The sequence below is a fragment of the Catellatospora tritici genome, assembly GCF_019083965.1.
Lineage (GTDB): Bacteria > Actinomycetota > Actinomycetes > Mycobacteriales > Micromonosporaceae > Catellatospora > Catellatospora tritici.
Genome location: NZ_JAHRCY010000015.1, coordinates 45,776 through 70,867 on the forward strand (window position 1 = coordinate 45,776; position 25,092 = coordinate 70,867).

A 25,092-nucleotide genomic window follows, 5' to 3' on the forward strand; every position below is an offset into this window, starting at 1 on the left:
GACAGACTTCCGCTCCATCATCCCAGGCCACCGGTCCGACCCCCACATCGGGTGGGTTGTGATCAATGTCCCCCACTGGGATTATCGCGACGTATTGCGGTCATCACCGTGCCGATGATCCATCTTCCGGATTGCGCCAGTAGTCTCAAAGGATGGCCAACGATCAACCGATCGGAGGAGAGGCCGCGATGGTCGATCGCAGCCCGTTTGTCGTGGTTGCCAACCGGCTCCCCGTGGACGAGATCCCCCTGGACACGCCCGGCGGCCGGGTGACCGGCACCGGAGACCAGCAACGCCGCTGGCGCCCCAGCCCCGGGGGGCTCGTGACCGCCCTGCACCCGGTGCTTGTCGAGCACCACGGCACCTGGATCGGCTGGGCAGGCACGCCCGGCGACGCCCCGGAGCCGTTCGAGCTGGACGGGATCAACATCCACCCCGTGCCGCTGTCGGAGGACGACCTCGAGCGGTACTACGAGGGGCAGTCCAACGCCACCATCTGGCCGCTCTACCACGACAACGTCGAGCCGCCGGTCTTCCGGCGGCGCTGGCGTGAGGCTTACCGGGTGGTCAACCGGCGCTACGCCGAGGCGGCGGCATCCGTCGCCGCCCCCGGCGCCACGGTCTGGGTGCAGGACTACCAGCTCCAGCTGGTGCCCGCGATGCTGCGGGAGCTGCGCCCCGATCTCAAGATCGGGTTCTTCCTGCACATCCCGTTCCCCCCGATCGAGCTGTTCATGCAGCTGCCGCAGCGTGCCGAGGTGCTACGCGGCCTGCTCGGCGCCGATCTGGTCGGCTTCCAGCAGCGGCTGGCCGCGCAGAACTTCCTGCGCCTGGCCAAGCACCTGCTCGGGACCCCGTACCACGGCAACGTGATCGAGTACGAGGGCCGCCAGGTCAAGGCGGACGCGTTCCCGATCAGCATCGACACCGGCGAGATGGAACGGCTGGCCGACAACCCGCTCGTGCGCGAGCGGGCCAAGCAGATCCGCGCCGAACTGGGCGACCCGAAGACGGTCATCCTGGGCGTGGACCGGCTCGACTACACCAAGGGCATCGAGCACCGGCTCAAGGCGTACCGGGAGCTGCTGGCCGCGGGGAAGCTGACCGTGCCGGAATCGGTCATGGTCCAGGTCGCCACGCCCAGTCGCGAGCGGGTCGAGCACTACCAGGCGCTGCGCATCAAGGTGGAGCGGGAGGTGGGCCGGATCAACGGTGATTTCGGCCGTGTCGGCGTGCCTGCCGTCCATTACCTGCACCAGTCGTACAGTCGCAGTGAGCTGGCCGCACTCTACTGCGCGGCCGACGTGATGATGGTGACTCCGCTGCGGGACGGCATGAACCTGGTGGCCAAGGAGTATGTCGCAGCCCGCCTCGACCACGGTGGGGCGCTCGTGCTGAGCGAGTTCGCCGGGGCTGCGGGTGAGATGCGGCAGGCATTCCTGTGCAACCCGCACGACCTGGACGCGGTCAAGGAAGCCCTGATGCGGGCGGTCACCGTCGACGAACACGAGGCTCGGCGCCGAATGGGCGTCATGCAGCGGCATCTGCGCCGCCATGACGTCGCGCGCTGGGCATCCGACTTCCTGACCGAACTGGGAGCCACAACATGACCCTGGGCACCACCGTCGATCTAGATCGCGACGGTTTCGACCCCGCCCTCCGCTCCGCGCTGACCCAGCTGGCCCGAGTGCCGCAACTGCTGGTGGCGTGCGACTACGACGGCACGCTCGCGCCGATCGTGGAGGACCCGGCCGCGGCCGCGCCGCTGCCCGAGGCGGTCGCCGCGTTGCGATCGCTGGCCACGCTGCCGCAGACCACCGTGGCGGTGGTCTCCGGCCGGGCGTTGCGGGATCTGGCCGCGCTGTCGCGGCTGCCCAGCGAGGTCCATCTGGTCGGCAGCCACGGTTCGGAGTTCGACGTCGGCTTCGTGCAGCGGCTGGCGCCCGACCAGGTCGAACTGCGCACCCGGCTGCAGCACGAACTGGAGCGCATCGCCGCGGCCCATCCGGGCGTACGGCTGGAGAACAAGCCCGCCAGCATCGCGGTGCACCTGCGCACCGCCTCCCGCCCGGTCGCCTCGGCGATCACCGACGCGGTGCGCTGCGGCCCGGCCGCCTGGCCCGGCGTGCACACCACCGAGGGCAAGGAGGTCCTCGAACTGTCGGTGCTGGCCTCGCACAAGGGCACCGCCATCGACGAGCTGCGCCGCCAGGTGTCGGCCGGTGCCGTGCTGTTCATGGGCGACGACGTCACCGACGAGAACGCCTTCCGCAGTTTGTCCGGCAAGGACATCGGCGTGAAGGTCGGCAGTGGCGAGACGGCGGCGGCCCACCGGGTGCAGGACCCGCTGCAGGCGGTGCGCATCCTGGGGCTGCTGCTGGACACCCGCCGCAACTGGCTGTTCGGCGAGCGGGCGGTGCCGATCGAGCGCCACTCGATGCTGGCCGACGGCCGTACCGTGGCGCTGATCAGCCCGGACGCCCGGATGAGCTGGCTGTGCCACCCGCGCCCGGACTCGGCGGCGATCTTCGCCGACCTGCTCGGCGGCGCTCCGGCCGGTCACTTCAGCGTCGGCCCGCAGCGCGGCGGCCACCCGCTGGGCCAGCGCTACCGCAACGGCACGATGACCATCGAGACCCGCTGGTCCGGCCTGACCGTGACCGACTGGCTCGAGGGCGACAGCCTGATGCGGCGACTGTCCGGCAACACCGTGGTCCGGGTCGAGTTCGCGCCCCGGCCGGAGTTCGGGCAGGTGCCGGTGCAGTTGCAGGCGCTCAGTGACGGGCTGCTGGTGCTGGGCACCAGCGAGCACCTGAGCCTGTACTCCCCCGGGGTGGAGTGGGACGTCATCGACGACGGCGGGCACGACACCGCCCGCGCGGTGATCGACCTGGCCAAGCTCGGCGGCGAGACCCTGCTCGAGATGCGCATGCGCAGCCACGACCTCACCCCGCACCCGCGCAGCACCACCGACCGCCTGGAGGCGGTCGAGCAGCCGTGGCGCGAGTGGGCCGCCTCGCTGGAGCTGCCCAACGGCAGCGAGCGCGATGTCGTGCTGCGCAGCGCGCTGACGCTGCGTGGGCTGTGCCACTTCGAGGGCGGCGGCGTCATCGCCGCGGCGACCACGTCGCTGCCGGAGACGCTGGGCGGCATCCGCAACTGGGACTACCGCTTCTGCTGGCTGCGCGACGGCGCGATGACCGTCAAGGCGCTGGTCGACCTCGGCTCGCTGACCGAGGCCGAGCAGTTCCTGCGCTGGGTCGACGGCGTCGTCGAGCGCACCGGCGGGCACCCGGAGCGGCTGCACCCGCTCTACACCGTCGACGGTTACGAGCTCGGCCCCGAGGCCGTGATCGAGAGCCTGCCCGGTTACGCGGGCTCGCGCCCGGTCCGGGTCGGCAACGCCGCCAACAAGCAGCTCCAGCTCGACGTGTTCGGCCCGGTCGCCGACGTGCTGATGGCGGTCGCCGACCGCCGGGGCAAGATCCGCCACGAGGAGTGGCGGGTCATGGAGGCCATGGTGCAGGCGGTCAGCCAGCGCTGGCACGAGCCCGACCACGGCATCTGGGAGGCTCGCCTCCCACCGCGGCACCACGTGTACTCCAAGGTCATGTCCTGGATGACGGTGGACCGCGGGCTGAAGGTGCTGGAGCGGCACACCAACGAGGAGCGGCCCGAGTGGGTCGAGCTGCGTGACCGGATCGCCGAGAACGTGCTGCACCAGGGCTGGCACGAGGGCACCAAGGCGTACACGGTGGCGTACGGGTTCCCGGAGATGGACGCCTCGAGCCTGTGGATCGGCCTGTCCGGGCTGCTGGCCGACGACGACCCGCGCTTCCTGGACACGGTGCTCGCGGTCGAGGCCGAACTGCGCTCGGGACCGGTGGTCTACCGGTACAAGTGGGACGACGGCATGCCCGGCAAGGAGGGCGGCTTCCACATCTGCACGGCGTGGCTGATCGAGGCGTACCTGCGTACCGGCCGCCGCGCCGACGCGCAGGAACTCTACGACCAGATGCTGGCCACCGCCGGACCGACCGGCCTGCTGCCCGAGCAGTACGACCCGGACCTGGAGCGCGGCCTGGGCAACCACCCGCAGGCCTACAGCCACCTGGGCCTGATCCGCTGCGCCCAGCTCCTGTCCCAGTAACCCTGAGGTAAGGAAGGGCCCCTTCTTATCGCTTTGCGAGGTAGACGGGGCCCTTCTTAACGCACCCAGCGTGTCGAAAGTTATAGTCTCGCCTATTATAGTTTTAGCTATAATTATCGCGAGCCTGGAGGCGGCGGATGGACCTCACCAAGCCCGACCAGCTGCACGGCCGGATCACCGAGTGGGAGGAGCTGACCGACTTCGTCTCGGCGAAGGTCGCGGGCGCCACGCTCGGGCTGGTCTACGGTCGCCGCCGCCAGGGCAAGACCCTCATGCTCGAACTGCTCGCCCGGCAGACCGGCGGCTTCTTCTTCGGCGCCACCCAGCAGAGCGAACACCAGAACCTCGCCGACCTCGGCCGGGCCATCGCCGACCACCGCGGCCTGGGTGCCCCACTGGCGCCGCAGAGCTGGCCCGAAGCCCTCGACGAACTGGTGCGCCTCGGCGCGGACAGCCCGCGTCCCGTCATCCTCGACGAGTTTCCCTACCTGGTCGCGTCCTCCCCCGGGTTGCCGTCCTACCTGCAGCAGACCCTGAGCCCGCTGGGCCACGCCAAGCAGCACACCCAGGCGCGGCTCGTCCTCTGCGGCAGCGCGCTGACGACCATGGCGACCCTGCTCAGCGCGAGCGCACCGCTGCGCGGCCGGGCAGTGCTGGAGCTGGTGGTGCGGCCGTTCGGCTACCGCGAGGCGGCCGCGTTCTGGCGGCTCGACGATCCCGAGCTGGCGTTCAAGGTGCACGCACTGATCGGCGGGACACCGGCCTACCTGGAGATGAGCGGGGGGACGGGGCCGCGCGACCGCGGCGACTTCGACCGGTGGGTGCAGCGACGGATCATCAACCCCGCCTCGGCCATGTTCCGCGAGGGCAGCCTGCTGCTGCGCGAGGACCCGTCCATCGCCGACCCGACGTCGTACGCGGCGATCCTGACCGCGTTGAGCGTGGGCCACGTGCGGCGCAGTGAGATCGCCGCCGACCTCGGGCGTCCCGCGACGTCGTTGGCGCACCTGCTCGACGGGCTGCAGGACATCGGGCTGGTCGAAGCGGTGGACGACGCGCTGCGGAGCAGGCGCACCGTCTACCGCATCACCGAACCGGTGGTCCGGCTGTACCAGTTGATCAGCGCCCGGCACGAGGCCGAACTCGTGGGCGGCCGCGCCGCCGACGTGTGGGCCCGCAACGCCGACACCGTCCAGTCGAAGATCTACGGGCCGCACTTCGAGGACCTGGCCCGGCAGTGGTGCCTGCGGCACGCCTCGCCCGAGACGCTGGGCGGCGTCGCCGGCCGGGTGCTGCCCAGCCAGCTCGCCTGCCGCACCCACCAGACCGGCCACGAACTCGACGCCGTGGTCTGGGAGGCCCGCCCCGGCCAGGCCGACCGCATCCTGGCCATCGGCGAGGCGAAGGCGGGGCAGGGTCCGGTCGGTCCGGCGGAGCTGGAGCGGCTGGAGCATCTGCGCGGCATGCTGCCCGCCGAGGCGACGCCCGATCCGGTCCGGCTGATCCTGTTCGGACGATCCGGGTTCACCGCCGACCTGCACGCCGCCGCCGCGACCCGCGACGATGTCGTACTGGTCGACCTGACCCGGATCTACCAGGGGAGCTGATCAGTCCGGCAGGACGCCGACGACGTCGCCGACGACGACGATCGCGGGCGGGCGGAACCCTTCGGCCAGGGTCGGCAGCTCGGCCAGGGTGCCGCGTACGGCCTGCTGGTGGGCGGTGGTGCCCTCCTGCACGAGCGCGGCCGGGGTGTCGGCGGGGCGCCCGTGGGCCAGCAGCGTCGCGGTGATCGCGGGCAGGTTCTTCAACCCCATCAGCACCACCAGCGTGCCGCGCAGCCGGGCCAGCGCGGGCCAGTCGACCAGCGAGTCCGGGTGGTCCGGCGGGATGTGGCCGCTGACGACGGTGAACTCGTGCGCCACCCGGCGGTGGGTGACCGGCACCCCGGCGGCGGCCGGGACGGAGATCGCGCTGGTCACGCCGGGCACCACGGTCACCGATACGCCCGCCTCGGCGCAGGCCAGCACCTCCTCGCCGCCGCGGCCGAAGACGTACGGGTCGCCGCCCTTCAGCCGCACCACGAACCGGCCCGCCTTGGCGCCCTCGACCAGGATGCGGTTGATCTCCTCCTGCTGGGCGGCCGGACCGTACGGCAGCTTCGCCACGTCGACCAGTTCCACCTCGGGGCGCAGCTCGTCGAGCAGCAGGCCGGGCGCGAGCCGGTCGGCGACCACCACATCGGCGGCGGCCAGCAGGCGGCGGCCCTTGACGGTGATCAGCTCCGGGTCGCCGGGGCCGCCGCCGACCAGGGCCACGGTCCCCCGGTACGACTCCGACACGGTCTCGGCGTCGGTGGCCAGCAGCTCGGCCACCCGGTCGCGAACCGCCATCGCCTTCTTCGGCTCGCCCCCGGCGAGCACCGCCACGGTGACGGCGCCGTGCCTGGCCACGGCCGGGGTCCACGCGGTGGCGGCGTGCCGGTCGTCGGCGCGGACACAGAAGATCCGCCGCGCCGCCGCGGCGGCCGACACCCGCTGGGCCGCTTCCGGGTCGTCCACGGCTACCTGCACCAGCCACACGCCCTCGACGTCGTCCTCGGTGAAGGCGCGCGGGGCCCAGTCCAGGCGCTCGGCGTCGGCCAGGCCGCGCAGGGCCGGGGTCAGCTCCGGCGCGACCAGCCGCACGCGCGCTCCGGCCGCCAGCAGCGCGGGCACGCGCCGCGTGGCCACCGCGCCGCCGCCGACCACGAGCACCGGCAGCCCGTCCAACCGCAACCCCAGCGGGTACAACTCAGACACGTCCACCCCTTGCCTTCCGCCCGGCCGCGCTCGCCGGGTCACTCAAGCGTCGCGCCTTCACCGCCGTCACGGGGCCCGCGAGCCTTTAAGACTTGCGAACGAACCGGGTCGGATCGGCGTCGGCGGATGGTGAGGACTCAGGGTGCGGGGGCGATGTCGATGCTGTCGAAGGTGGCCATCTCGTGCAGTACGCGTACCGCCGAGGCCACCACCGGATAGGCGAGCACGGCGCCGGTGCCCTCGCCCAGTCGCAGGCCCAGGTCGAGCAGGGGTGCCAACTCCAGCCGCGTCAGCGCGACGTCGGCGCCCGGCTCGACCGAGCGGTGCCCCGCGATCATCGCATCCCGGCTGTCGGGGGCGAGCGCCGCGGCGGCCAGCGCGGCGGCGGCCGCGATCACGCCGTCGAGGATCACCGGCACCCGCCGCGACGCCGCGCCCAGGATGTACCCGGCCAGCGCCGCGTGCTCCAGCCCGCCGACCGCGCCGAGCACCGCGATCGGGTCACGCGCCGGGTCGTTCTGCCACAGGTGGCCGTGCAGGCTGAGCGCCTTGCCGATGACCTCGACCTTGCGCAGGTGGGTGGGCGCGTCGATGCCGGTGCCGTACCCGGTGACCAGGCCCGGCTCGCGGCCGGTGAACGCGGCGATGAGCGCGGCGGAGGCGGTGGTGTTGGCGATGCCCATGTCGCCGGTGAGCAGGATGCGGGCGCCGCCGTCGATGAGCTGGTGCGCGATCTGGATGCCCACCTCCAGCGCGGCGGTGGTCTCGGCGCGGGTGAGCGCGGGCTCGACGGTCATGTCCCGGGTGCCCGCCCGGACCTTGGCCGAGATCAGTCCCTTGGCCGGCGGCACGTCGGTGGCGACGCCGACGTCGACCACGGTGACCCCTACTCCGGTCTGCCGGGCCAGCGCGTTGACGGCGGCGCCCCCGGCCAGGAAGTTGCCCACCATCTGCGCGGTCACCACCTGCGGCCAGGGCGTGACGCCCTGGGCGTGTACGCCGTGGTCGCCCGCGAAGATGGCCAGCTCGGCGGGTTCGAGCAGCGGCGGCGGGCAGGACCCGGCGAGTCCGGCCAGGCGCTCGGACAGTTCCTCCAGCGCGCCGAGGCTGCCGGCGGGCTTGGTCAGCCGGGCCTGCAGCTCGCGGGCCTGCTCGATCGCGGGACCGTCGAGCGGACGTACGGACTCGATCGTTAGGCCCAATAGCTCACTCGTCACCTTGCCAGCTCATCACGTCCCGTGTCGCCTTGCCGACTCGGGGGGAGAAAACGCCGCGTCTTTTACCGCTTTGAATCCGGATAAAGGGGACGCTGTTCTACTTTTATGGGGTGAAGCCGCTCAGCCGCCTCAAAGAGGCCCTTTCCGCCACGGGACGTTTCGCGCCGATCATGCGCTCCGGGCTGATCGCGGGGGTCGTCGTCGCCGCGGTCACCTATCCACTGGCCGCGGTGGGCGGCCTTGGCGTCAAGGCCGGCGCCGATTTCTACGACTCCCTGCCGTCGCAGCTCAAGACCGTGCCGCCGGCGCAGACGAGCTACGTGTACGCCGCCGACGGCAAGACCCTGATCACGCTCTTCTACGAGGAGCACCGCAAGTACGCGCCGATCGCCGATATCTCGGAGAACATCCAGAAGGCGATCGTGGCCAGTGAGGACGGGCGGTTCTACCAGCACAACGGCGTCGACGCGAAGGGCATCGCGCGCGCGTTCGTGGCCAACCACACCGCGGGCGAGGTGTCGCAGGGCGCGTCGACCCTGACGATGCAGTACGTCCGCATGGCGCTGCGCGACGGCGCGCAGACCCCCAGCGAGGTCATGGCGGCGACCGAGCAGACCAGCCTCCGCAAGATCCGTGAGGCCCGCCTCGCGATCAAGCTGGAGCAGCAGATGTCGAAGATCGACATCCTGGAGCGCTACCTCAACGTGGCCTACTTCGGCCACCGGGCGTACGGCATCTTCGCCGCGTCGCAGATCTTCTTCTCCAAGCTGCCCGCCGACCTCAGCCTGGCCGAGGCGGCGACCCTGGCGGGCCTGGTCAAGGCGCCCTCGGCGTACGACCCGGCGGGCACCGACCGCAGCGCGGCGACCCAGCGGCGCAACTACGTGATCGACCGGATGCGCGAGCTGAACTACATCACGCCCGAGGTGGCGGAGAAGACCAAGCAGGAGCCGATCAACCTCAAGATCACCGATCCGCCCAACGACTGCACCTCGGTGTCGTCCCAGCACAACAGCTGGGGCTTCTTCTGCGACATGTTCAAGAACTGGTGGATCGCGCAGCCCGCGTTCGGGGCCAACCCCGGCGAGCGCGAGGACAACCTCCGCCGCGGCGGCTACAAGATCGTGACGTCGCTGGACCCGAAGGTCCAGGACATCGCGATGGACCACGTCACCAAGCGCCAACCGATCGGCAGCTCGTACGCCCTCGGCGAGGTCGTGGTGCAGCCGGGCACCGGTCTGGTCAAGGCGATGGCGGTCAACCGCAACTACTCGCTGGACCAGGCCAACAACGGCGCGCACACCGACCCGGCCCGGGGCGGGAAGATCAAGGGCAACTACCCGAACACGGTGAACCCGCTGCTGGGCGGCGGCAACCTGCCCGGCTACCAGGCCGGTTCCACGTTCAAGATCTTCACCATGGTCGCGGCGCTGGACGCGGGCCTGAAGATGAACACCTGGTTCTACGCCCCGCACCGCTACCGCTCCATCTACTTCGCGGGCTGGGGCGAGCGCGGCTCCTGCGGCGGCGGCCACTGGTGCCCGGTCAACGCCAGCGGCGCGATGACCGGCAAGCACGCGATGTGGTCCGGCTTCGGCAAGTCGGTCAACACCTACTTCGTGCAGTTGGAGCAGAAGGTCGGCGCCGACAAGGCGGTCCGCATGGCCGAGCGGCTGGGCCTGCACTGGCGGACCGACATCGACAAGCTGCAGGCGTCCCCGGCCAAGGCCAAGAGCTGGGGCTCGTTCACCCTGGGCGTCGCCGACACCACTCCGCTGGAGATGGCCAACGCGTACGCGACCATGGCGGCCGAGGGCAAGTACTGCGAGGCGCTGCCGGTCATCGGGATCACCAACCCCGACGGCAGCCCGGCGATGATGGACGTCAAGGGCAAGCAGGTCCCGGTCGCCACGCCCCGCTGCCGCCAGGAGGTCACGAAGGCGGTGGCCCGCGCCGCCACCGACGCCATGCGCTGCGTCACCGGCTACGGCGCCGCCAAGGGCTCCTGCGGCAACTGGTCGACGGCGCCCGGCGTGTACGGCATGGTCAAGCGGCCGGTGGCGGGCAAGACCGGCACCACCGACGACACCCGCGCCGCCTGGTTCGTCGGCTTCACCAAGGAACTGGCCGCGGCGAGCTTCATGGCCGACCCGGACAACCCGTTCCACGTGACCGGCGACTGGAACTCCTGGAAGCCGATCGAGACCGTGTCCTACACCTTGCGCGACGCGCTGGAGGGCAAGCCGGTCAAGCAGTTCACCCCGCCGCCGGACTCGATCCTCGGCAGCAAGTAGCGGATACGCCGAAGGGGCGCCCCGATCCACCGGGGCGCCCCTTCGGCGTATGTCAGCAGCGCATGTCAGTGGCGCATGTCAGCGCAGGTCGGCCGCGACGATCGACCACACTTCCAGGTCGACTCGGCCGCTGTGCACGTATCCGGCGTTGCGCAGCAGGCCCTCGTAGGTGAAGCCCGCCTTCTCCGCCACCCGGCGCGAGGCGGTGTTGCCCGGCGCGACCCGCAGCTCGATCCGCTGGAAACCGTGCTCCAGCACCAGCGCCAGGGCCAGCACGTCCACAGCCTCCGGGGCGATGCCCAGGCCGCGCGCGTCCGGCGAGACCGCGTACGAGATCTCGGTGACCCGCCCGACCCAGTCGGTGCGCTTGGTCCACAGGCACCCGACCAGCTGCTGGTCCTCGCGCCGCACGATGCCGTAGTGGTCGCCCATGCCGCTGTCGCGCCGCTCGGCGGCCATCTCGGTGCACCAGGACCGGCCCTCGATCTCGCCGAACTCCTGCGGGAACGGCAGCCAGCGCTGGGTCTGCTTGTCGGCGAAGATGTCGGTCACCGGATCGGCGTCGGCGACGGTCAGCGGCCGCACGTCCAGCCTGGGCGTCTGCACGGTAAGCGTCGGGAAACGGCGAATGGCGAGATTGCCTCGCCCGGCCACACCTGCGGTCATGAGGCTCGACATGCTGACTCCATCGTCGGGGGTGCGCGCCTGCCCTGGGCGTACCTGCATCAGGTAGAGCGCCCGGGGCGACTCGAAGTTGCACCATACCTGGTGGACCATACGGTCGTCTGAGTGACGGGTCAGCCGTTTGGGCGTGATAGAACTCACAACTCGGGCATACCCGTAGACTGCCCGGGTGCGCTCCCTCCTGACCCCCCGCTGGCTGGGAATCCTCCTCGCCGCCGTGCTCGCCTCGTTCGTGATGGTGCTGCTCGGCCGATGGCAGTGGAGCCGGTACGAGCTGCGCTCGGCCATCAACGACCGCATCGACGCCAGCACCGTGGTCGCCCCGGTGCCGGTGCGCGACGTGCTCGGCCCGCCCGGCACCGCCCCCGACGACGACCACGCCTGGACCCGCGTCAGCGCCACCGGCCAGTACGACCCCAGCCAGGAGATCCTGCTGCGCAACCGCACCGTGGAGGGCGAGGTCGGCTACGAGGTGCTGACCCCGCTGCGGCTGGCTGACGGCACCGCGCTGCTGGTGAACCGGGGCTGGGTCAAGCCCAACCCGCAGGGCATCACCGCCGCGCCCGACGTGCCCGCCGCCCCCGCCGGGACGGTGACGGTGGTCGGCCGGGTGCACCTGAGCGAGTCCTCGCCCGGCGCGATCGAGCATCGGTTCGGCCGCTGGGAGACCCGGCGCGCGGCGGTCGGCCCGATCGCGGCCAAGCTGCCGTACCCGGTGCTCGGGGCATACGTGCTCGCCGACGGCGACACCCCCGGCGCCAAGGGCCTCACCCCGATCCCGGTCGGCCACGAGAACGCCTGGCTCAACCTCGGCTACGCCGTCCAGTGGTGGATCTTCTCGGTCGGCGCCCTCGTCGGCGTGGGCCTGCTCGCCCGCAAGGACCTGCGCGAACTGACCGCCGCCGACCCCACCGCCCCCTCCCCCACCCCCGCCCTGACGTAAGGAAGGGCCCCTTCGTCGGCTCGCGTCAGCGAGACGAGCTGCGACTCTGCTCGCTTTGCGTAGAGGAAGGGCCCCTTCTCAACCACACTGCGACGGCCGGATCGGCTGCCACGGCGACACACGACGGCTGTGGTTCGAGCGCGTGACCGCTATGGTGCGGTGGTGACCGACGAGCAGCCCGACCAGCCCGAAGCGGACCGGCCCAACCCCTTCCTGCCGCCGACGCTGCCGCTGCCCACCGAGCCGCTGGCGGGCTTCGGCGTCCGGGCCACCGCCGAGGTGCCCGAGCCCGCCGAGCCGCCCGCGCCGTCGGGTCGAGCCGCCGTGCCCCCGCCGGCAGAACCCGCCCAACCGACGGTACGGATGCGACCGCCGGACCCGATGGGGATCGCGCCCATGCGGGTGCACCCCATCGAAGCGGCCGCGGTCGGCACCCCGCCGATGCCGTCGGTCGCGAAATCCGCCGCGGTGCCGCCCATACCGCCCATGCCTCCGGTGAACCCGCCCGCCCCGCCCCGACTGCGGTTGCCGTCCGCGGCCCCCCTCCCGGTGCGCGTCGGCTCCGGGGGGCCGGTGCTGGTGCAGCTCGGGGAGGTCGCGGTCACCGCGACGACGATCATCACCCCGGCCGGGGAGATCCCGCTGCGCGGCTCCCAGTGGACGGTCAACGACCAGTTCCACAGCAGGCAGCGGATTCCCTCCTGGGCGGTGGTCTGCGCGATCCTGCTGTTCTTCCTGCTGTGCTTCCTCAGCCTGCTGTTCCTGCTGGTCAAGGAGACGACGTACGAGGGGTCGGTGCAGATCTCGATCGCCAACGCCGGGCGGCACTATGTGGTGCGCATCCCGGTGTCGGACCAGCGCGTGATCGCCCACCTGCACGCCCAGGTCAACTACGTACGCTCCCTGGCGGCCCTGTAAGGCCTGCCGAGCGGCGCCCGCGCGGCACCGCGTTCAGCAATGACGCTGGCCCATCCAGCGGACAGATCTCGAAGGATCATCCGCTGGACAGGCCGGCCTGAAGAGCAACGGAAGCCGTGGCGCGGGTCAGGACTTGGCGGCCTCGGCGACGTTGTGCAGGAGCAGGGCCTCGGCCAGGCAGACCCGGGCAAACTCGCCCAGGTGCAGGCTCTCGTTGGGGCCGTGCGCCTTCGCGTTCGGGTCCTCCACGCCGGTGACCAGGATCGACGCCTCCGGGTACACCTCCTGGAAGGTCGCGATGAACGGGATCGACCCGCCCACCCCGATCTCCACCGGCTCGGTGCCGTCCCAGGCCGTGGTGAACGCGGCGCGGGCGGCGTCGAAGTACTTGCCGGTCGCGTCGATCACGCACGGGTTGCCGTCGTGCTCGAACTCAAAGCTGATCTTCGCGCCCCACGGGGCGTGCTTCTCCAGGTGCGCCTGCAGCGCCTGGTACGCCGACTTCGGGTCGTCGCCCGGCGCCAGTCGCATGCTCAGCTTGGCCCGCGCCGACGGCACCAGCGCGTTGGGCGCCTCGGCGGTACGCGGCGCGTCGATGCCCAGCACCGACAGCGACGGCTTGGTCCACATGCGGTCGACGATGCGGCCCGTGCCGATCAGCTCGACCCCGTCGAGGATTCCGGCCTCGGCCCGGTACCGGTCCTCCGGGTAGTCCAGCGGCGCGGCGGCCTTGCTGACCAGGCCGGGCACCGCCACGTCGCCGTTGTCGTCGTGCAGGGTGGCCAGCAGGCGGCACAGCACGGTCAGCGCGTCGGGCACCGGGCCGCCGTACATGCCGCTGTGCACGGCCGAGTGCAGCACCTGCACGTCCACGAACGAGTTGACGATGCCGCGCAGCGAGGTGGTGAGCGCGGGCACGCCGATGTCCCAGTTGCCGGAGTCGGCGATGACGATGACGTCGGCGCTCAGCTCCTGCCGGTGCTTGGCCAGCAGTTCGGGCAGCGAGTCGGAGCCGAACTCCTCCTCGCCCTCGATGAACACGACCACGCCGAGCGGCAGCTGGTCGTCAGGGGTGCCGCAGCCGAAGGCGCGCAGCGCGGCGACGTGCGCCATGACGCCGGCCTTGTCGTCGGCGGCACCCCGGCCGTACAGGCGGCCGTCGCGCTCCGTGGGCTCGAACGGATCCGACTCCCATTTGCTCAGATCACCGACGGGCTGCACATCGTGGTGGGCGTACAGCAGCACGGTGGGCGCGCCGGGCGGGGCCGGGCGGCGGCCGATGACGGCCGGGTGGCCGTCGCCGATGCGGCTGACCTCGACCTCGAGGCCGACACCGCGCAGCAGTCCGGCCACGGCCTGGGCCGAGCGCTCCAGCGGGGCGAAGTCGAAGCCGTCGAAGGCGATACCGGGGATACGGACCAGGGCCTCCAGGTCGGCGCGTACGCCCGGCAGCTCGCGCTCGATCGCAGCGCGTAGCTGGTCAACAGTGAGGGTCGTCATGCAGATGATCCTTACACGCCGCCCCATCGGCCCGCACAGCGATCCACAGCCCCAGGGGGCTAGCCGGAGCCGTCGATGCGGAGGTCGACCTGGTCGGCGGTGGCGTCAGCGGCGAAGTGGATCAGCTCGCGGTGCCGCCAGACCCGCAGGACGCCCTGCATGGCGGGGCCGTCGCGCAGGATGCTGCGGGCCCGGCGCAGGGCGGCGGGCGCGTGTACGTACACCGACAGCGACGCCCACTGCCGCGCCTCCGCCCGCGCCGCCCCGACACCCTCGACGATCACGACGTCGGTGGGCCACACCGTCACCCACTCGGTGCCGAAGCGGCCGAGCTGCCAGTCGAAGGGGTGGTACCCACCCGGCGCGCCGAACCGCAGCGGCCTGAGGACCTGCCGTTCCAGCCGCGGCCAGTACGTGAACTGGTCGTCCCACCCGTCGAGCAGGTCATCGGTGTGCACCATGTCGACCGGCTCCGCCGACTCGCCGCCCTGTTCGGAGCGGCCGAGTTCCCGCGCCAGCAGCGCCGCGAACATCGTCTTGCCCGACGCGCTCGGCCCGTCCACCAGCACCAGCCGGGTGCCGCCCAACTTCGGCGGCGCGGCCCGCACCAGCTCGGCGATCTCCTGGGGTGTCATGCGGGCGCACCCGGGGGCAGGAACGGCAGGTCCACCGGTGGTCCCTGCTCCACCAGCCGCCACAGCGCCTCGGTGTCCAGGTGCTCCTCGACCAGGTCACCGAGCCGGTCGACGGTCGCCTCGCGCAGCGCGGCGAAGCCGGTGTCCGGCGCCACGGCGAAGCCGGGCCGCCCGGCGATCCCGGCGACGAGGGTGAGGAAGCGGCGCCGGAACTCGTCGGACTCGAACGCGCCGTGCCAGTGGGTGCCGAACACGTGGCCGGCCGCCGCACCCTCGGGTTCGCCCTGGTCGTACGTGATGAGCGGGGCGAGGCCAGGGTCGCGGTGAGCCACCCGGCCGTGGTGGATCTCGTAGCCGCGCACCGGCGCCCCCAGCCCCGACCCGGCCGGTCGGGACAGGACCTTCTCCGGCGCGAACGCGATCCGCACCGGCAGCAGCCCGAGCCCGTCGACGATGCCGCGACGGCTCTCGACCTCGTCGGTGATCTGCTCGGCGAGCATCTGGAAGCCGCCGCAGATGCCCAGCAGCGGCTTGCCGCGCGCCGCGTGCCCGGCGATGGCGTCGGCCAGCCCGGTGTCGCGCAGCCAGCGCAGGTCGGCGACGGTCGCCTTGGTGCCGGGCAGCACGACCAGGTCAGCTTCGGCGAGTTCGGCCGGTTCCACGGTGAGCCGGACGCTGACGCCCGGTTCGCAGGCCAGCGCCTCGGCGTCGGTGGCGTTGGAGATGTGCGGCAGCCGAACCACGGCCACCCGCAGCCATTCGGTGCCCCGCGCGGGGCCGGGCCGCCCGAGCACCTTGCCGTACGCGAGGGCGTCCTCGGCGTCGAGCCACAGGTCCACGTCGAAGGGCAGCACGCCGTACACGGTGCGGCCGGTCGCCTTCTCGATCATGTCGAGGCCGGGTTGCAGCAGCTCGCGCGAGCCGCGGAACTTGTTCACCACGAATCCGGCGACCAGTGCCTGATCGGCGGGGTCCAGCAGCGCCACGGTGCCGAACATGGCCGCGAAGACGCCGCCCCGGTCGATGTCGCCGACGACGATCGTGGGCAGGTTGCCGTGCCGGGCCAGGCCCATGTTCACGTAGTCGTGCTCGCGCAGGTTGATCTCGGTGGGGCTGCCCGCGCCTTCGCACACGACCACGTCGTACTCGCGGGACAGCTCGTCGAAGGCCGCGTAGGCCGCGCCGGACATCGCCGTCTTCAGCCGCCGGAAGTCGACCGCGTCGATGGTGTCGACGGCCTGGCCCAGCAGCACCACCTGGCTGCTGTGGTCGCTGCCGGGCTTGAGCAGTACCGGGTTGAACCGCACCTGCGGCGCGAGCCCGGCGGCGACGGCCTGCAGCGCCTGGGCCCGCCCGATCTCGCCGCCGCGTCCGGTCTCGTCCACGACCACGGCCGAGTTGTTGGACATGTTCTGCGCCTTGAACGGGGCCACCCGCACACCGCGCCGGTGCAGCCAGCGGCACACCCCAGCGGTGAGCACGCTCTTGCCCGCGTCGGAGGTGGTGCCGGCGATCAAGATCCCGCTCATGCCGTCAGCGTAGGCGCGGGGACGGCCGGTCCCTCAGCGAACCCCTCCGGCCGCCCCCTGTTCACCTCCGCTACACCCCGACCGGGACGCGCTCGCGCGCGACGGGCTGCTCGTCGTCGACCTCGTCGAGGTCGTCGTCCTCGTCCTCCTCGCCGACCGGGCGACCGCCGACCAGCTCGGCGGTCATGCCGCCGCCGCGCAGCGCCGAGACCGGGTCCAGCCCGAACGCGTCGCCGAAGTCGTCGGCGAACAGCGGATCGTCGGGGTCGGGCCCGACCCGCAGGTCCGGCGCGGCCACCGTCTCCTCGTTGCCCACCCGGGACTCGGCCGAGCCGTCCTCGACCGCACTGGTGCCGGTGCCCGGCTTGGTACGGGCGAACCGTCCCCGCCCCCGGGACAGGTCATGGCCGACCGCGACCGCCTCCAGCTCGTACATGACCCGGTGCTGGCCCTCCTCGTCGAGCCAGTCCCGGGTGTAGAGGCGTCCGGTGACGATCACCGGATCGCCGATCATGACCGAGCTGGCCACGCCCTCGGCCAACCGCCGCCAGCAGTTCACCCGCACCCGCAGGCTGTTGCTGTCGACCCAACGGCCGGTGGCCCGATCCAACCGCCGCGCGGTGGAGGCGACCTTGAAGTTGGCCACGAGCTGCCCGGACTGCTGTGTACGCCGCCACTCCGGCGCGGTCAGCGCATTCCCGACGATCGTGACATACGTATCGAACACTGCCATCTCCTCTCGATGTCCGACGCCGATGAGACTTCCGGCAGGCGGGCTTGCGAGCCACCACGTGAGCGTCGGGCCTGTGGACGGCGACCCTATTGGGGACGACGGCCCGAACAGCCAAATGATCTGTTATGCCGAGCGCTACTTCGCGGTAACATTCCAGCGTGCAGACCGACATCGTGGGCGAGCAGATCGACATCCTGGGCGAGCCGTACCGGCAGCGGGTCATCGCGCTGCCCGACGACGACCAGGGCCCGGTGGTGGCCACGCTGGTGAGCCGCCGCGCGGCCCAGCCCACCACCCGCGCGGTGCTCTACGTGCACGGCTTCAACGACTACTTCTTCCAGACCCACCTGGCCGACTTCTTCGTCGAGCGCGGCTACGACTTCTACGCCATCGACCTGCGCAAGTACGGCCGCAGTCTGCTCGAGCACCAGACCCCCAACTTCACCCGCAGCATGGACGAGTACTTCCCGGAACTCGACGCCGCCGCCCGGATCATCCGGGAGCAGGACGGCCACGAGAAGCTGGTGGTGGCCGCGCACTCGACCGGCGGACTGATCACGGCGCTGTGGGCGCAGGCTCGCGGCGACGACAGCACCGTCGACGGCCTGCTGTTCAACAGCCCGTTCTTCGACTTCAACGCGCCCTGGTTCATGCGTCGACCGGCCGTCAGCGCGGTGGGCTCGCTGGCCCGGCGGGCGCCGTACCGCGTCGTGCCGTTGAAGGTGCCCCGGCTCTACGGCCGCAGCATCCACCGCGACCACGACGGCGAGTGGGACTTCCGGGTCGACTGGAAGCCGGTGGCCGGGTTCCCGGTGCGGGTGGCCTGGATCAAGGCGATCCGGGCCGGACAGCAGCGCCTGCACGCGGGCCTGGACCTGCGGATGCCGATCTTCGTCGCCTGCTCTACGCAGTCCTACCGGCAGCGGGGCTGGACCGACGCGGCGCACGAGACCGACGCGGTGCTGGACGTGGATCACATCGTGCGCTGGGCGCCCGCGCTCGGCCGCCACCTGACCCTGGTCCGCATCGACGGCGGCAAGCACGATCTGACCCTGTCGCGGCGCCCGGCCAGGGACGCGTTCTTCGCCGAGGCCGACCGCTGGCTGTCGACCTACGTCCACGGCTGAGCACGGCGATAAATACCTGCTCGGCAGCCTGTCTCTGACCTAGGATCGTGGTCGACTCCGACCGGGTAGCCGATCACCGCGACGCCCGGTCACGGTAGCCTTCACTACGCGCGCCCGTAGCTCAGCCGGATAGAGCAGGGGCCTTCTAATCCTCAGGTCGCAGGTTCGAGTCCTGCCGGGCGCACCAGCACCGCTCAGTCGCGGCGCAGCAGTCGGGTCGCGGCGGCGGCCACCGTCGTGGCGAGGATCCAACCGCTCAGGATCAGGCCGTACGCGAGCCAGGTCAGCGGGGGCCGGGGATGGAACGCCTGCTCCTGTCCGAAGTCGATCAGCGGCATCAGCAGGTCGGCCGTGTAGACGAACGGGTTGAACTGCGGCGCCTCGGCGGGCACCGCCGCCATCGGCGGGTGCAGCGCGAACACGGCCGTGCCGACCGTGGCCAGCAGGGCCAGCGCCACGACCGCGCGGCGCGGACGGTAGCCGTACCCGATGAGCAGGTCCTGGGCGTGTCCCCAGAGCCGTCCCAGCAGGCCGAGCGTGGCGCGGCGGTCGCGCTGGTTGGCCAGCCCCACCGCGCGCGCGTCCGGCTCGTGCCCGGCGCGCCGGTAGACCGCCGCCAGCTGCTCGTACGGCTGCGGCTGGTAGCCGTCGGGGTCGCGGCGCAGCCACGGCAGCCGCCCGGCGCCCAGGTGCCGCCCGGACAGGATCTCGTAGCTCGCCCCGGTCAACCGTAGCCGCCCCGGCCAGGTGGCCGGGTCGTCGCGCAGCACACCGAGGCGCGCGTTGCGCAGGTCCACCTCTCCGTCGACGGGGCCGATCGTCAGCATGGTCAGCTCCCGGGTCTCCAGGTGGCGCAGGTCGAGCAGCGGTTGCGCACCCCCGGACAGCGACGCGCCGTCCAAGCAGAGCCGACTACGGATCTGGGCGTACGCCAACCGCATCGCCCCCTCGGCCGTGAATCCGTCGCACAGGTTCGCCACCGCGCCGACCTTCAGATCCGGGGCGAACAATGCCTTGCCACCCGGGTTACGCAGGGTCGCACCCTCGCAGCGCATCGCCCCGCCGATCTCGGCGTCGTTGAGCCGCAGCTCGCCATGGCAGACGAACCCGCCCTGGGCCAGGATGTCGACGCCGACGTGCAACCGGGTGCCCGACAGCGCCAGCTCCGGATCGGTCAGCTGGGCGCGGTTGAGGATCAGCGAGCCCTCGATCCGGGCACCGATCAGGTGCACGGTCGCGCTGCTGTGACTGTCGCGCAGGTTCAGCGTGCCCGCGAAGACGGCGTATGACGCGACCATGCCCGGGAAGCGGCAACCCTGCAGGTCGAGATGGCGCAGGGTGGCGCCGTAGCAGCGGATCCGGTCGGTGAACGCGCAGTTCTGCAGGGTGACCGAGGTTTCGACCTGGCCGTGGTCGAGGTCGAGCGGGCCGGTGATCCGGGCGCCGGTCAGCCGCAGCCGAGCCAGCCGAGCCGACTCGCCACCGGATCCGCCCAGGAGCAGCCCGCGCAGCACCTCGGCGCGTACCTCCCGATCCTCGGCTTCGCTCAGATCCACGACCGATCCGGTGCCGAACCCGTCCACCACCGCCCGCTCAGCCGCACTGATCACCTCAGGAACCATGCCGCCCATTGTGGACACTCGCGTCCACCCGAGCCCTCCCTGCTCACTGCACGCCGCCGCCGCCTCATCCGCGCGCGGCGGCGGCGTGCAGTTTCGGGGAAACTGCACGAATTCGGCGTTGTTTGGCTGCGGTTTCCCCGAACTGCAGCCAAACAACGCGAGGCGGCGCGAAGCGCGACGCGCGAAGGAAAGGGCGGGTCAGCAGACGAGGGGGCCGGGTACGCGGGCGCAGAGGTCGCTGCCGAGGCCGCCGTCGAAGACGTCGTGACCGGGAGCGCCGATCAGCAGGTCGTTGCCCGCGCCACCGCGCAGTACGTCGTCGCCCGCACCGCCGATCAGCAGGTCGTTGCCGTCGCCGCCGCGCAGCTCATCGTCGCCGCGCCCGCCGAGCAGCGTGTCGGCACCGCCGAGCCCGCACAGCACGTCGTCGCCGTCGGTGCCGACCAGCACGTCCGGGCCGGGGGTGCCGGTCCTGGTACAGGCCGGGGCCGGGGGCACCGGCGGCGCCTCGGCGACCTCGACCGCGCCGGTCTCGCAGGCGGTGCCCTGCGGCCGGGCCAGGCCGCGCTGGTCGACGGTCAGCTCGGTGCAGGCCGCCGCGGGCACCCGGCCGTTGAGTGGACTGGTCGCGGTGGGCAGCAGCGTCTGGGTCGGGCCGCCGTTGGCGGCCAGGCTCAGCAGGCCCGCGTCGGGAGTGGTGTTGAGGTCGCCGGGTCCGGCGACGAACGCGCACGACCCGTCGCCGCCGACGTTGTAGCCGGTCGAGGTGGTGGTCCCGGCGATGGCGCACTCGTCGGCGCCGCCGGTGCCCAGCGCCACCACCGAGGCGAAGGCGTGCAGGTCCTCGCCGGTGGCGATGTTCGAGCCGGTGGGGCCGAAGTTGCCAGACACGGTGGCGTGGCGCAGGAAGACGTCGCCGTTCTGGGTGTACGCCGCCCCGCCCGACACCGAGGCGGCGTTGCCGGTCAGCGTCGAGTCGTCGACGCGCAGCTCGCCGGTCTCGGCGTAGACGCCGCCGCCGCGCCCGGACGGGCCGGAGGCGCCGTTGGCGCTGAACGTCGAGCGGGTCAGCACGATCTGCGCGGGCGGCGGGCTGTCGGTGTTCTCCAGGATGTACACACCCAGGCCGCCGCCGGCGCCGTCGCGGGTGTTGCCGCTGACGGTCGAGTCGACCACGTACACGTGCAGGTCGTCGGTGGGGGTGTCCTGGTCGGCGTTGACCGTGATGCCGCCGCCGGGGCTGCTCGTGCCGGGGTGGTTGCCGGTGATGGTGGATCCGGTGATCTCCAGGTGCCCGCAGGCCGAACAGGTGACGCCGGTGCCGCCGTTGTCGGAGATCGTCGAGTTCGTCAGCGTGAACAGGCCGCTGCCCTGGCCGGTGGTGCTCAGGCCGCCAGTGCCGTTCTGGGTGACGGTCGAGCCGGACACGGTCAGCGAACCGTCGATCAGGCCCGCGCCGCGCAGCGTGTTCTGCCAGATCACCGAGTCGGTGATGTGCACGGTGCCGAAGGAGACCCGGATACCGGTGCCGATGTTCGGCCCGACGGTCGAGTCGATCAGGTCGATGCGGGCACCGGAGACGCCGTCGCCGCTGTTGAGCACCGCGCCGCCGCCCGCGTCGTTGCCGCTGACGGTCACGCCGGTCAGGTCCAGATCACCGCCGTACGACACGGCCGCGCCGCTGCCGTGCCCACCGGTGAGGGTGAGGTTCTGCAGCGCCACCGTGCCCGCGGTGTCCAGCGTCTCCAGCACCCGCTGCCCGGCGCAGGTCTGGGTGACGACCGCCCCGGCACCGTCGACGGTCACCGGCTGGGCGGTGGTCACGTCCAGGTCGCCGCCGCCGTTGGCGTCCTCGTCGGCACTGCACAGGTCCAGCGGGTACGTGCCCGCCGCCAGCGCGATGGTGGTCGGCGTGCCCGCCGCGTTGGCGGCGTCGACCGCCTCGCGCAGCGAGGTGAGCCCGTCACCGCCGTTGACCACGTCGGCCGTGGTGGTGACGGTGACCGTCGCCGCCTGCGCCGGTGCCGCGGGCAGCAGCACCAGGGCGGGCAGGAGCAGGGCCAGAGCGAGGGTGCGGCGCATGGAAGCCTCCCGAGGGCGGGCGGAGCGTGCCCGGTCGGTGAGAGCCTGCGCGCGGGTGGCCGACCGCACCAGCGCGCGGTCGGCTACGAGCCACTGTCGGTTATCGGCTCCTGCGCTTCCTCCTGGCCCGGACCAGGAGCAACAGCGGCACCCCGAACACCGCGGCGCCCACCCCGGAGCAGGCGACCGTCGCCCAGTCCTCGGATTCGAGCTTGTCGGCGGTGAGCATGTAGATCGCGAACAGCAGGACGATCAGGGCGAAGAAACCGGAGAGCAGCCCGAGCAGCACCATGCCGACGATCTCCAGCACGTTGCGGCCGCCGCTGACCGGTGCGGTGGAGCTCCGCGCCTGTCCCGCCTTCTTGGCGCCGTCCGGCTTCGGAATCGCCTCCGAGTCGCGCGCGGGCATCGGGATGTGCAACGACGGGTGCACCGCCTGGTCGAGCACGCTCAGGCCCGCCCCGTTCAGGTGCCACAGGGTCGGTTCCAGGTGTACGACGATGCCGTCGTTGCCGACCAGCCGTCGCGCCCCGTCCGGCCATACCAGCATCGCGGCGCACTCGGCGTAGCGGACCGTCTGGAAACTCTCGGGCTGGACCACGCTCACCGCGTCCGCGCCGACCATCAGGGCGTACTGCGGATCCTCGACGTAGGTGTAGCGGCTGCCGGAGGCGACCGTCGTCGAGGTGCTCGGTGCTTCGACGAACCCGGCCCAGTCGGCCTGCGCGCGCGCCGGGGTCTGCAGCAGGGCCGTGCCCGCCGCCTCGACCGCGACCTCGCGCACCTGGTCCAGCGTCGTCGCGACGATCTCGGCGCGCAGTTGCTCGGCGCTGCTCACCGGCTGCCCGGTGAGCAGGTTCAGCGCGTGCGAGGGCAGCCGGGCCGCCTCGATCTCCGGGTGATTCAGGCTCTCGAGCGTCTTGGTGCGCACCGAGGTCAGGTCGTGCTCCTCGATCCGGCCCAGCCGCATCCGGGCCAGCACGTCCACGAACCCGCCGAGCACCGCGCCCTGCTTCTCCGGCAGCGCGTCGGCGTACGCCGAGACGGTGGCATAGCCGTCGCTGCGCGGGTCGTACGAGGTGGAGGCGGTGTAGGACAGGCCGCCTTCCTGGCGCAGCTCGCGGTAGAGCGCCCGCTCGAGCACGTCGGCGTACATCCGGGCGGGGGTGCTGCGGCGCACCACGGCGGTGTGCAGGACGCTGGCGTCGTCGCCGCAGAAGTAGGCGGGTGTGCTCGGCAGGGCCGAGGTGGGCACGGGCAGTGGGCGGCGCGCCCCGCCGGGCAGGTCCAGCCGCAGCCCGGCGGGCACACCGTTGCCCGCGATCCACAGCACCGCGTTGTCGCGGGTGAAGTAGCTGTCCACCCAGGACCGCAGGTCGTCGGGGCGCAGCCGGAACAGGCCCCACTCCGGGTAGCTGGGCAGCCCGTAGCCCTGGGCGCCGTAGCGCCACAGCGGCATCGACGGGTAGCCGCCGCGGGAGCGGGCCTCGGTCCGCAGGATCTCCTTCTCGGTCTCCAGCCGGTGCATCGGCAGGTTGCGCAGCCCGGCGCAGACCTTCCCGAGGTACGTCACCACGTCGGCCTCGGTGCCCTGCATGTGGAAGTGGGTGTAGACCGACGCGGTCGCCCCGTTGTAGTGGTAGTCGGACAGGCCGCTGTCGTGCAGCGCCAGGTGCTCGACCAGGTGCGTGATGCCGTGCGTGGGCAGGGTCTCGTCGGCCTGGCCGACCCGGAAGACCAGGCCGACGTTCATCGGGCCGGACGTCGGCGCGACCAGCGTGGGGACCCCGTCGACCTCGGTGGTGTACAGCACGGGTCAGCCCTTCTTCAGCGCGATCGCGCGGTGCTTGGTGAACGCCTCGGCCGCTGTCTCGCCGAGATCGGACCACGGGGAGTCGCTGGCCAGCCCGCCCAGCGCGCGGAAGTGCGGTGCCGCCAGATCATGCCGCCCGCCGAGGCAGAACAGGGCCGCGAACTGGCTGTGCGCGCCGACCCAGCCGTAGCCGGGACGGAACGCCGGGTGCAGCACCGAGCGCTGCGCGGCCGCGTACAGCTCGTTCATGACCTCGGCCCGCTGCCAGAACCGGCGGCGCTCCTCCCCCTCGGTCCACAGGTACTGCTCGTAGTAGGCCTCGGCGACCAGGGTCGCGTTGATCGCGCCCGCTGGGGCGGCGGCGGCCCGTTCGCGCACGAACGCCCACACCATCTCCCAGCTGCCGCCCCACTTGGGGTAGATCTGGTTGAGGTAGGCGATCTGCGCCCGGTACGAGTGCGGGTCGTGCGCGGCCACCTGGTCGTAGCGGCGGCGCGCCTCGGCCAGGCCGGTGCTCAGCCCCATCCCGTTCTTGATCCGGATCGTCCACGCGGCGGTGTTGTGCCGCTCGACCGCGGTCACGTCGATCAGCAGTTGCTCGCCATTGCACAGGTGCTCGCGCATGCGCGCGAACTGTTCGCGGCTGACGTACTTGGCGAGCCTGCTGGTGCGGGCCTCCCACGCCAGCTCCAGGCAGCGGGCGCCCAGCAGCAGCTCCGGCAGGGTCGAGGACTCCTCTTCGGCGGCGGCCTTCGCCAGCATCGCCTCCACGCCGGGAACCTCGGCGACCTCGAGCGCGAGCACGACGATCTCGTCGGTGCCGGTACGGCCGTCGAAGTGCCGTGCCACCGCCGGCCAGTCACCGGCGCGCGCGGCCGCCCTGAGCGACGCGAATTCGGGAAACGCCGCCTCGGGCCGGAAGTCGGGCGGGCTGTGCAGGGGGGTGCTCACCCGGGGCATCCTAGGTCAGTGCTGACCTTGGCGCAGCCCCGTATTCACTGGTCATCGGCCGTCCGGTCCGTCGAAGCAGACCGGACGGTCGGG

General features: G+C 71.9%; 18 protein-coding genes and 1 tRNA gene. 8 read left to right on the forward strand and 11 right to left on the reverse strand.

Annotated features, from left to right (window positions below; genetic code table 11):
• Positions 1 to 188 precede the first annotated feature (188 nt).
• The 3 genes from KUA19_RS28825 to KUA19_RS28835 all read left to right on the forward strand — a co-directional run bounded on the left by KUA19_RS28825 (position 189) and on the right by KUA19_RS28835 (position 5,757).
• Positions 189 to 1,610: an alpha,alpha-trehalose-phosphate synthase (UDP-forming) gene (locus KUA19_RS28825; protein ID WP_217400838.1), complete on the forward strand. Its 1,422-nt coding sequence runs from the start codon at positions 189 to 191 to the stop codon at positions 1,608 to 1,610.
• Complete coding sequence (gene otsB, locus KUA19_RS28830) at positions 1,607 to 4,150, forward strand: trehalose-phosphatase (protein WP_217400840.1); 2,544 nt, start codon at positions 1,607 to 1,609, stop codon at positions 4,148 to 4,150. The genes KUA19_RS28825 and otsB overlap by 4 nt, the downstream gene beginning before the upstream one ends.
• 137 nt (positions 4,151 to 4,287) lie before the next feature.
• Entirely contained in the window at positions 4,288 to 5,757 is a 1,470-nt protein-coding gene (locus KUA19_RS28835; RefSeq protein WP_254550256.1) for an AAA family ATPase, read from the forward strand.
• Here KUA19_RS28835 and cobA read toward each other — a convergent pair whose 3' ends face one another.
• Positions 5,758 to 6,951: a uroporphyrinogen-III C-methyltransferase gene (gene cobA / locus KUA19_RS28840; protein WP_217400842.1), complete on the reverse strand. Its 1,194-nt coding sequence runs from the start codon at positions 6,949 to 6,951 to the stop codon at positions 5,758 to 5,760. It abuts the gene before it with no gap.
• Between the two features lie 137 nt (positions 6,952 to 7,088).
• Complete coding sequence (gene cobT / locus KUA19_RS28845; protein WP_217400844.1) at positions 7,089 to 8,168, reverse strand: nicotinate-nucleotide--dimethylbenzimidazole phosphoribosyltransferase; 1,080 nt, start codon at positions 8,166 to 8,168, stop codon at positions 7,089 to 7,091.
• 170 nt (positions 8,169 to 8,338) lie between these two features.
• Here cobT and KUA19_RS28850 point away from each other — a divergent pair, with 170 nt between their 5' ends.
• Positions 8,339 to 10,462: a transglycosylase domain-containing protein gene (locus KUA19_RS28850; protein WP_217401071.1), complete on the forward strand. Its 2,124-nt coding sequence runs from the start codon at positions 8,339 to 8,341 to the stop codon at positions 10,460 to 10,462.
• Between the two features lie 78 nt (positions 10,463 to 10,540).
• Here KUA19_RS28850 and KUA19_RS28855 read toward each other — a convergent pair whose 3' ends face one another.
• Complete coding sequence (locus KUA19_RS28855) at positions 10,541 to 11,140, reverse strand: GNAT family N-acetyltransferase (RefSeq protein WP_254550257.1); 600 nt, start codon at positions 11,138 to 11,140, stop codon at positions 10,541 to 10,543.
• 175 nt (positions 11,141 to 11,315) lie between these two features.
• Between KUA19_RS28855 and KUA19_RS28860 the strand changes: the two genes are divergently transcribed.
• Together KUA19_RS28860 and KUA19_RS44105 are read left to right on the forward strand one after the other, a co-directional pair.
• The gene (locus KUA19_RS28860; RefSeq protein ID WP_308167700.1) at positions 11,316 to 12,089 is read left to right on the forward strand and encodes an SURF1 family cytochrome oxidase biogenesis protein; all 774 of its coding nucleotides are present in this window, start codon (positions 11,316 to 11,318) and stop codon (positions 12,087 to 12,089) included.
• A gap of 162 nt (positions 12,090 to 12,251) precedes the next feature.
• Positions 12,252 to 13,007 carry a hypothetical protein gene (locus KUA19_RS44105; RefSeq protein ID WP_217400846.1) on the forward strand — a complete coding sequence of 252 codons (756 nt, stop codon included), beginning with the start codon at positions 12,252 to 12,254 and terminating at the stop codon, positions 13,005 to 13,007.
• Positions 13,008 to 13,133: 126 nt separating this feature from the next.
• Here KUA19_RS44105 and KUA19_RS28870 read toward each other — a convergent pair whose 3' ends face one another.
• The 4 genes from KUA19_RS28870 to ssb all read right to left on the reverse strand — a co-directional run bounded on the left by KUA19_RS28870 (position 13,134) and on the right by ssb (position 17,398).
• Complete coding sequence (locus KUA19_RS28870; protein WP_217400848.1) at positions 13,134 to 14,507, reverse strand: dipeptidase; 1,374 nt, start codon at positions 14,505 to 14,507, stop codon at positions 13,134 to 13,136.
• A 59-nt stretch (positions 14,508 to 14,566) separates the two neighbouring features.
• Positions 14,567 to 15,142: a uridine kinase family protein gene (locus KUA19_RS28875; RefSeq protein ID WP_217400850.1), complete on the reverse strand. Its 576-nt coding sequence runs from the start codon at positions 15,140 to 15,142 to the stop codon at positions 14,567 to 14,569.
• A complete protein-coding gene (locus tag KUA19_RS28880) occupies positions 15,139 to 16,671 on the reverse strand; it encodes a cobyric acid synthase (protein WP_217400852.1) in 1,533 nt (510 codons plus the stop codon). Before KUA19_RS28880 ends, KUA19_RS28875 begins: the two co-directional genes overlap by 4 nt.
• 70 nt (positions 16,672 to 16,741) lie before the next feature.
• On the reverse strand, positions 16,742 to 17,398 hold the full coding sequence (gene ssb / locus KUA19_RS28885) for a single-stranded DNA-binding protein (RefSeq protein ID WP_217401080.1): 657 nt from the start codon (positions 17,396 to 17,398) through the stop codon (positions 16,742 to 16,744).
• 164 nt (positions 17,399 to 17,562) lie between these two features.
• Here ssb and KUA19_RS28890 point away from each other — a divergent pair, with 164 nt between their 5' ends.
• Both KUA19_RS28890 and KUA19_RS28895 read left to right on the forward strand, forming a co-directional pair.
• Complete coding sequence (locus tag KUA19_RS28890; protein ID WP_308167701.1) at positions 17,563 to 18,531, forward strand: alpha/beta hydrolase; 969 nt, start codon at positions 17,563 to 17,565, stop codon at positions 18,529 to 18,531.
• Between the two features lie 110 nt (positions 18,532 to 18,641).
• Positions 18,642 to 18,718: transfer RNA gene (locus KUA19_RS28895), tRNA-Arg, on the forward strand.
• 7 nt (positions 18,719 to 18,725) lie between these two features.
• Here the strand turns inward: KUA19_RS28895 and KUA19_RS28900 are convergent.
• The 4 genes from KUA19_RS28900 to KUA19_RS28915 all read right to left on the reverse strand — a co-directional run bounded on the left by KUA19_RS28900 (position 18,726) and on the right by KUA19_RS28915 (position 24,999).
• Positions 18,726 to 20,153 (reverse strand): hypothetical protein, encoded by a 1,428-nt coding sequence (locus KUA19_RS28900; RefSeq protein ID WP_217400854.1) that lies wholly within the window; start codon positions 20,151 to 20,153, stop codon positions 18,726 to 18,728.
• Between the two features lie 198 nt (positions 20,154 to 20,351).
• The gene (locus KUA19_RS44110; protein ID WP_217400856.1) at positions 20,352 to 22,235 is read right to left on the reverse strand and encodes a right-handed parallel beta-helix repeat-containing protein; all 1,884 of its coding nucleotides are present in this window, start codon (positions 22,233 to 22,235) and stop codon (positions 20,352 to 20,354) included.
• Between the two features lie 100 nt (positions 22,236 to 22,335).
• Positions 22,336 to 24,048, reverse strand: a complete 1,713-nt coding sequence (locus KUA19_RS28910; RefSeq protein WP_217400858.1) for a M16 family metallopeptidase — start codon at positions 24,046 to 24,048, stop codon at positions 22,336 to 22,338.
• Positions 24,049 to 24,051: 3 nt separating this feature from the next.
• Positions 24,052 to 24,999 carry a hypothetical protein gene (locus tag KUA19_RS28915; RefSeq protein ID WP_217400860.1) on the reverse strand — a complete coding sequence of 316 codons (948 nt, stop codon included), beginning with the start codon at positions 24,997 to 24,999 and terminating at the stop codon, positions 24,052 to 24,054.
• Positions 25,000 to 25,092 lie beyond the last annotated feature (93 nt).

Coding starts and splice junctions, on each gene's coding strand:
- KUA19_RS28825 (WP_217400838.1), top strand. CDS start 189: ATGGTCGATCGCAGCCCGTTTGTCGTGGTTGCCAACCGGCTCCCCGTG.
- otsB (WP_217400840.1), top strand. CDS start 1,607: ATGACCCTGGGCACCACCGTCGATCTAGATCGCGACGGTTTCGACCCC.
- KUA19_RS28835 (WP_254550256.1), top strand. CDS start 4,288: ATGGACCTCACCAAGCCCGACCAGCTGCACGGCCGGATCACCGAGTGG.
- KUA19_RS28850 (WP_217401071.1), top strand. CDS start 8,339: ATGCGCTCCGGGCTGATCGCGGGGGTCGTCGTCGCCGCGGTCACCTAT.
- KUA19_RS28855 (WP_254550257.1), bottom strand. CDS start 11,140: ATGTCGAGCCTCATGACCGCAGGTGTGGCCGGGCGAGGCAATCTCGCC.
- KUA19_RS28870 (WP_217400848.1), bottom strand. CDS start 14,507: ATGACGACCCTCACTGTTGACCAGCTACGCGCTGCGATCGAGCGCGAG.
- KUA19_RS28875 (WP_217400850.1), bottom strand. CDS start 15,142: ATGACACCCCAGGAGATCGCCGAGCTGGTGCGGGCCGCGCCGCCGAAG.
- KUA19_RS28880 (WP_217400852.1), bottom strand. CDS start 16,671: ATGAGCGGGATCTTGATCGCCGGCACCACCTCCGACGCGGGCAAGAGC.
- KUA19_RS28900 (WP_217400854.1), bottom strand. CDS start 20,153: ATGGTTCCTGAGGTGATCAGTGCGGCTGAGCGGGCGGTGGTGGACGGG.
- KUA19_RS44110 (WP_217400856.1), bottom strand. CDS start 22,235: ATGCGCCGCACCCTCGCTCTGGCCCTGCTCCTGCCCGCCCTGGTGCTG.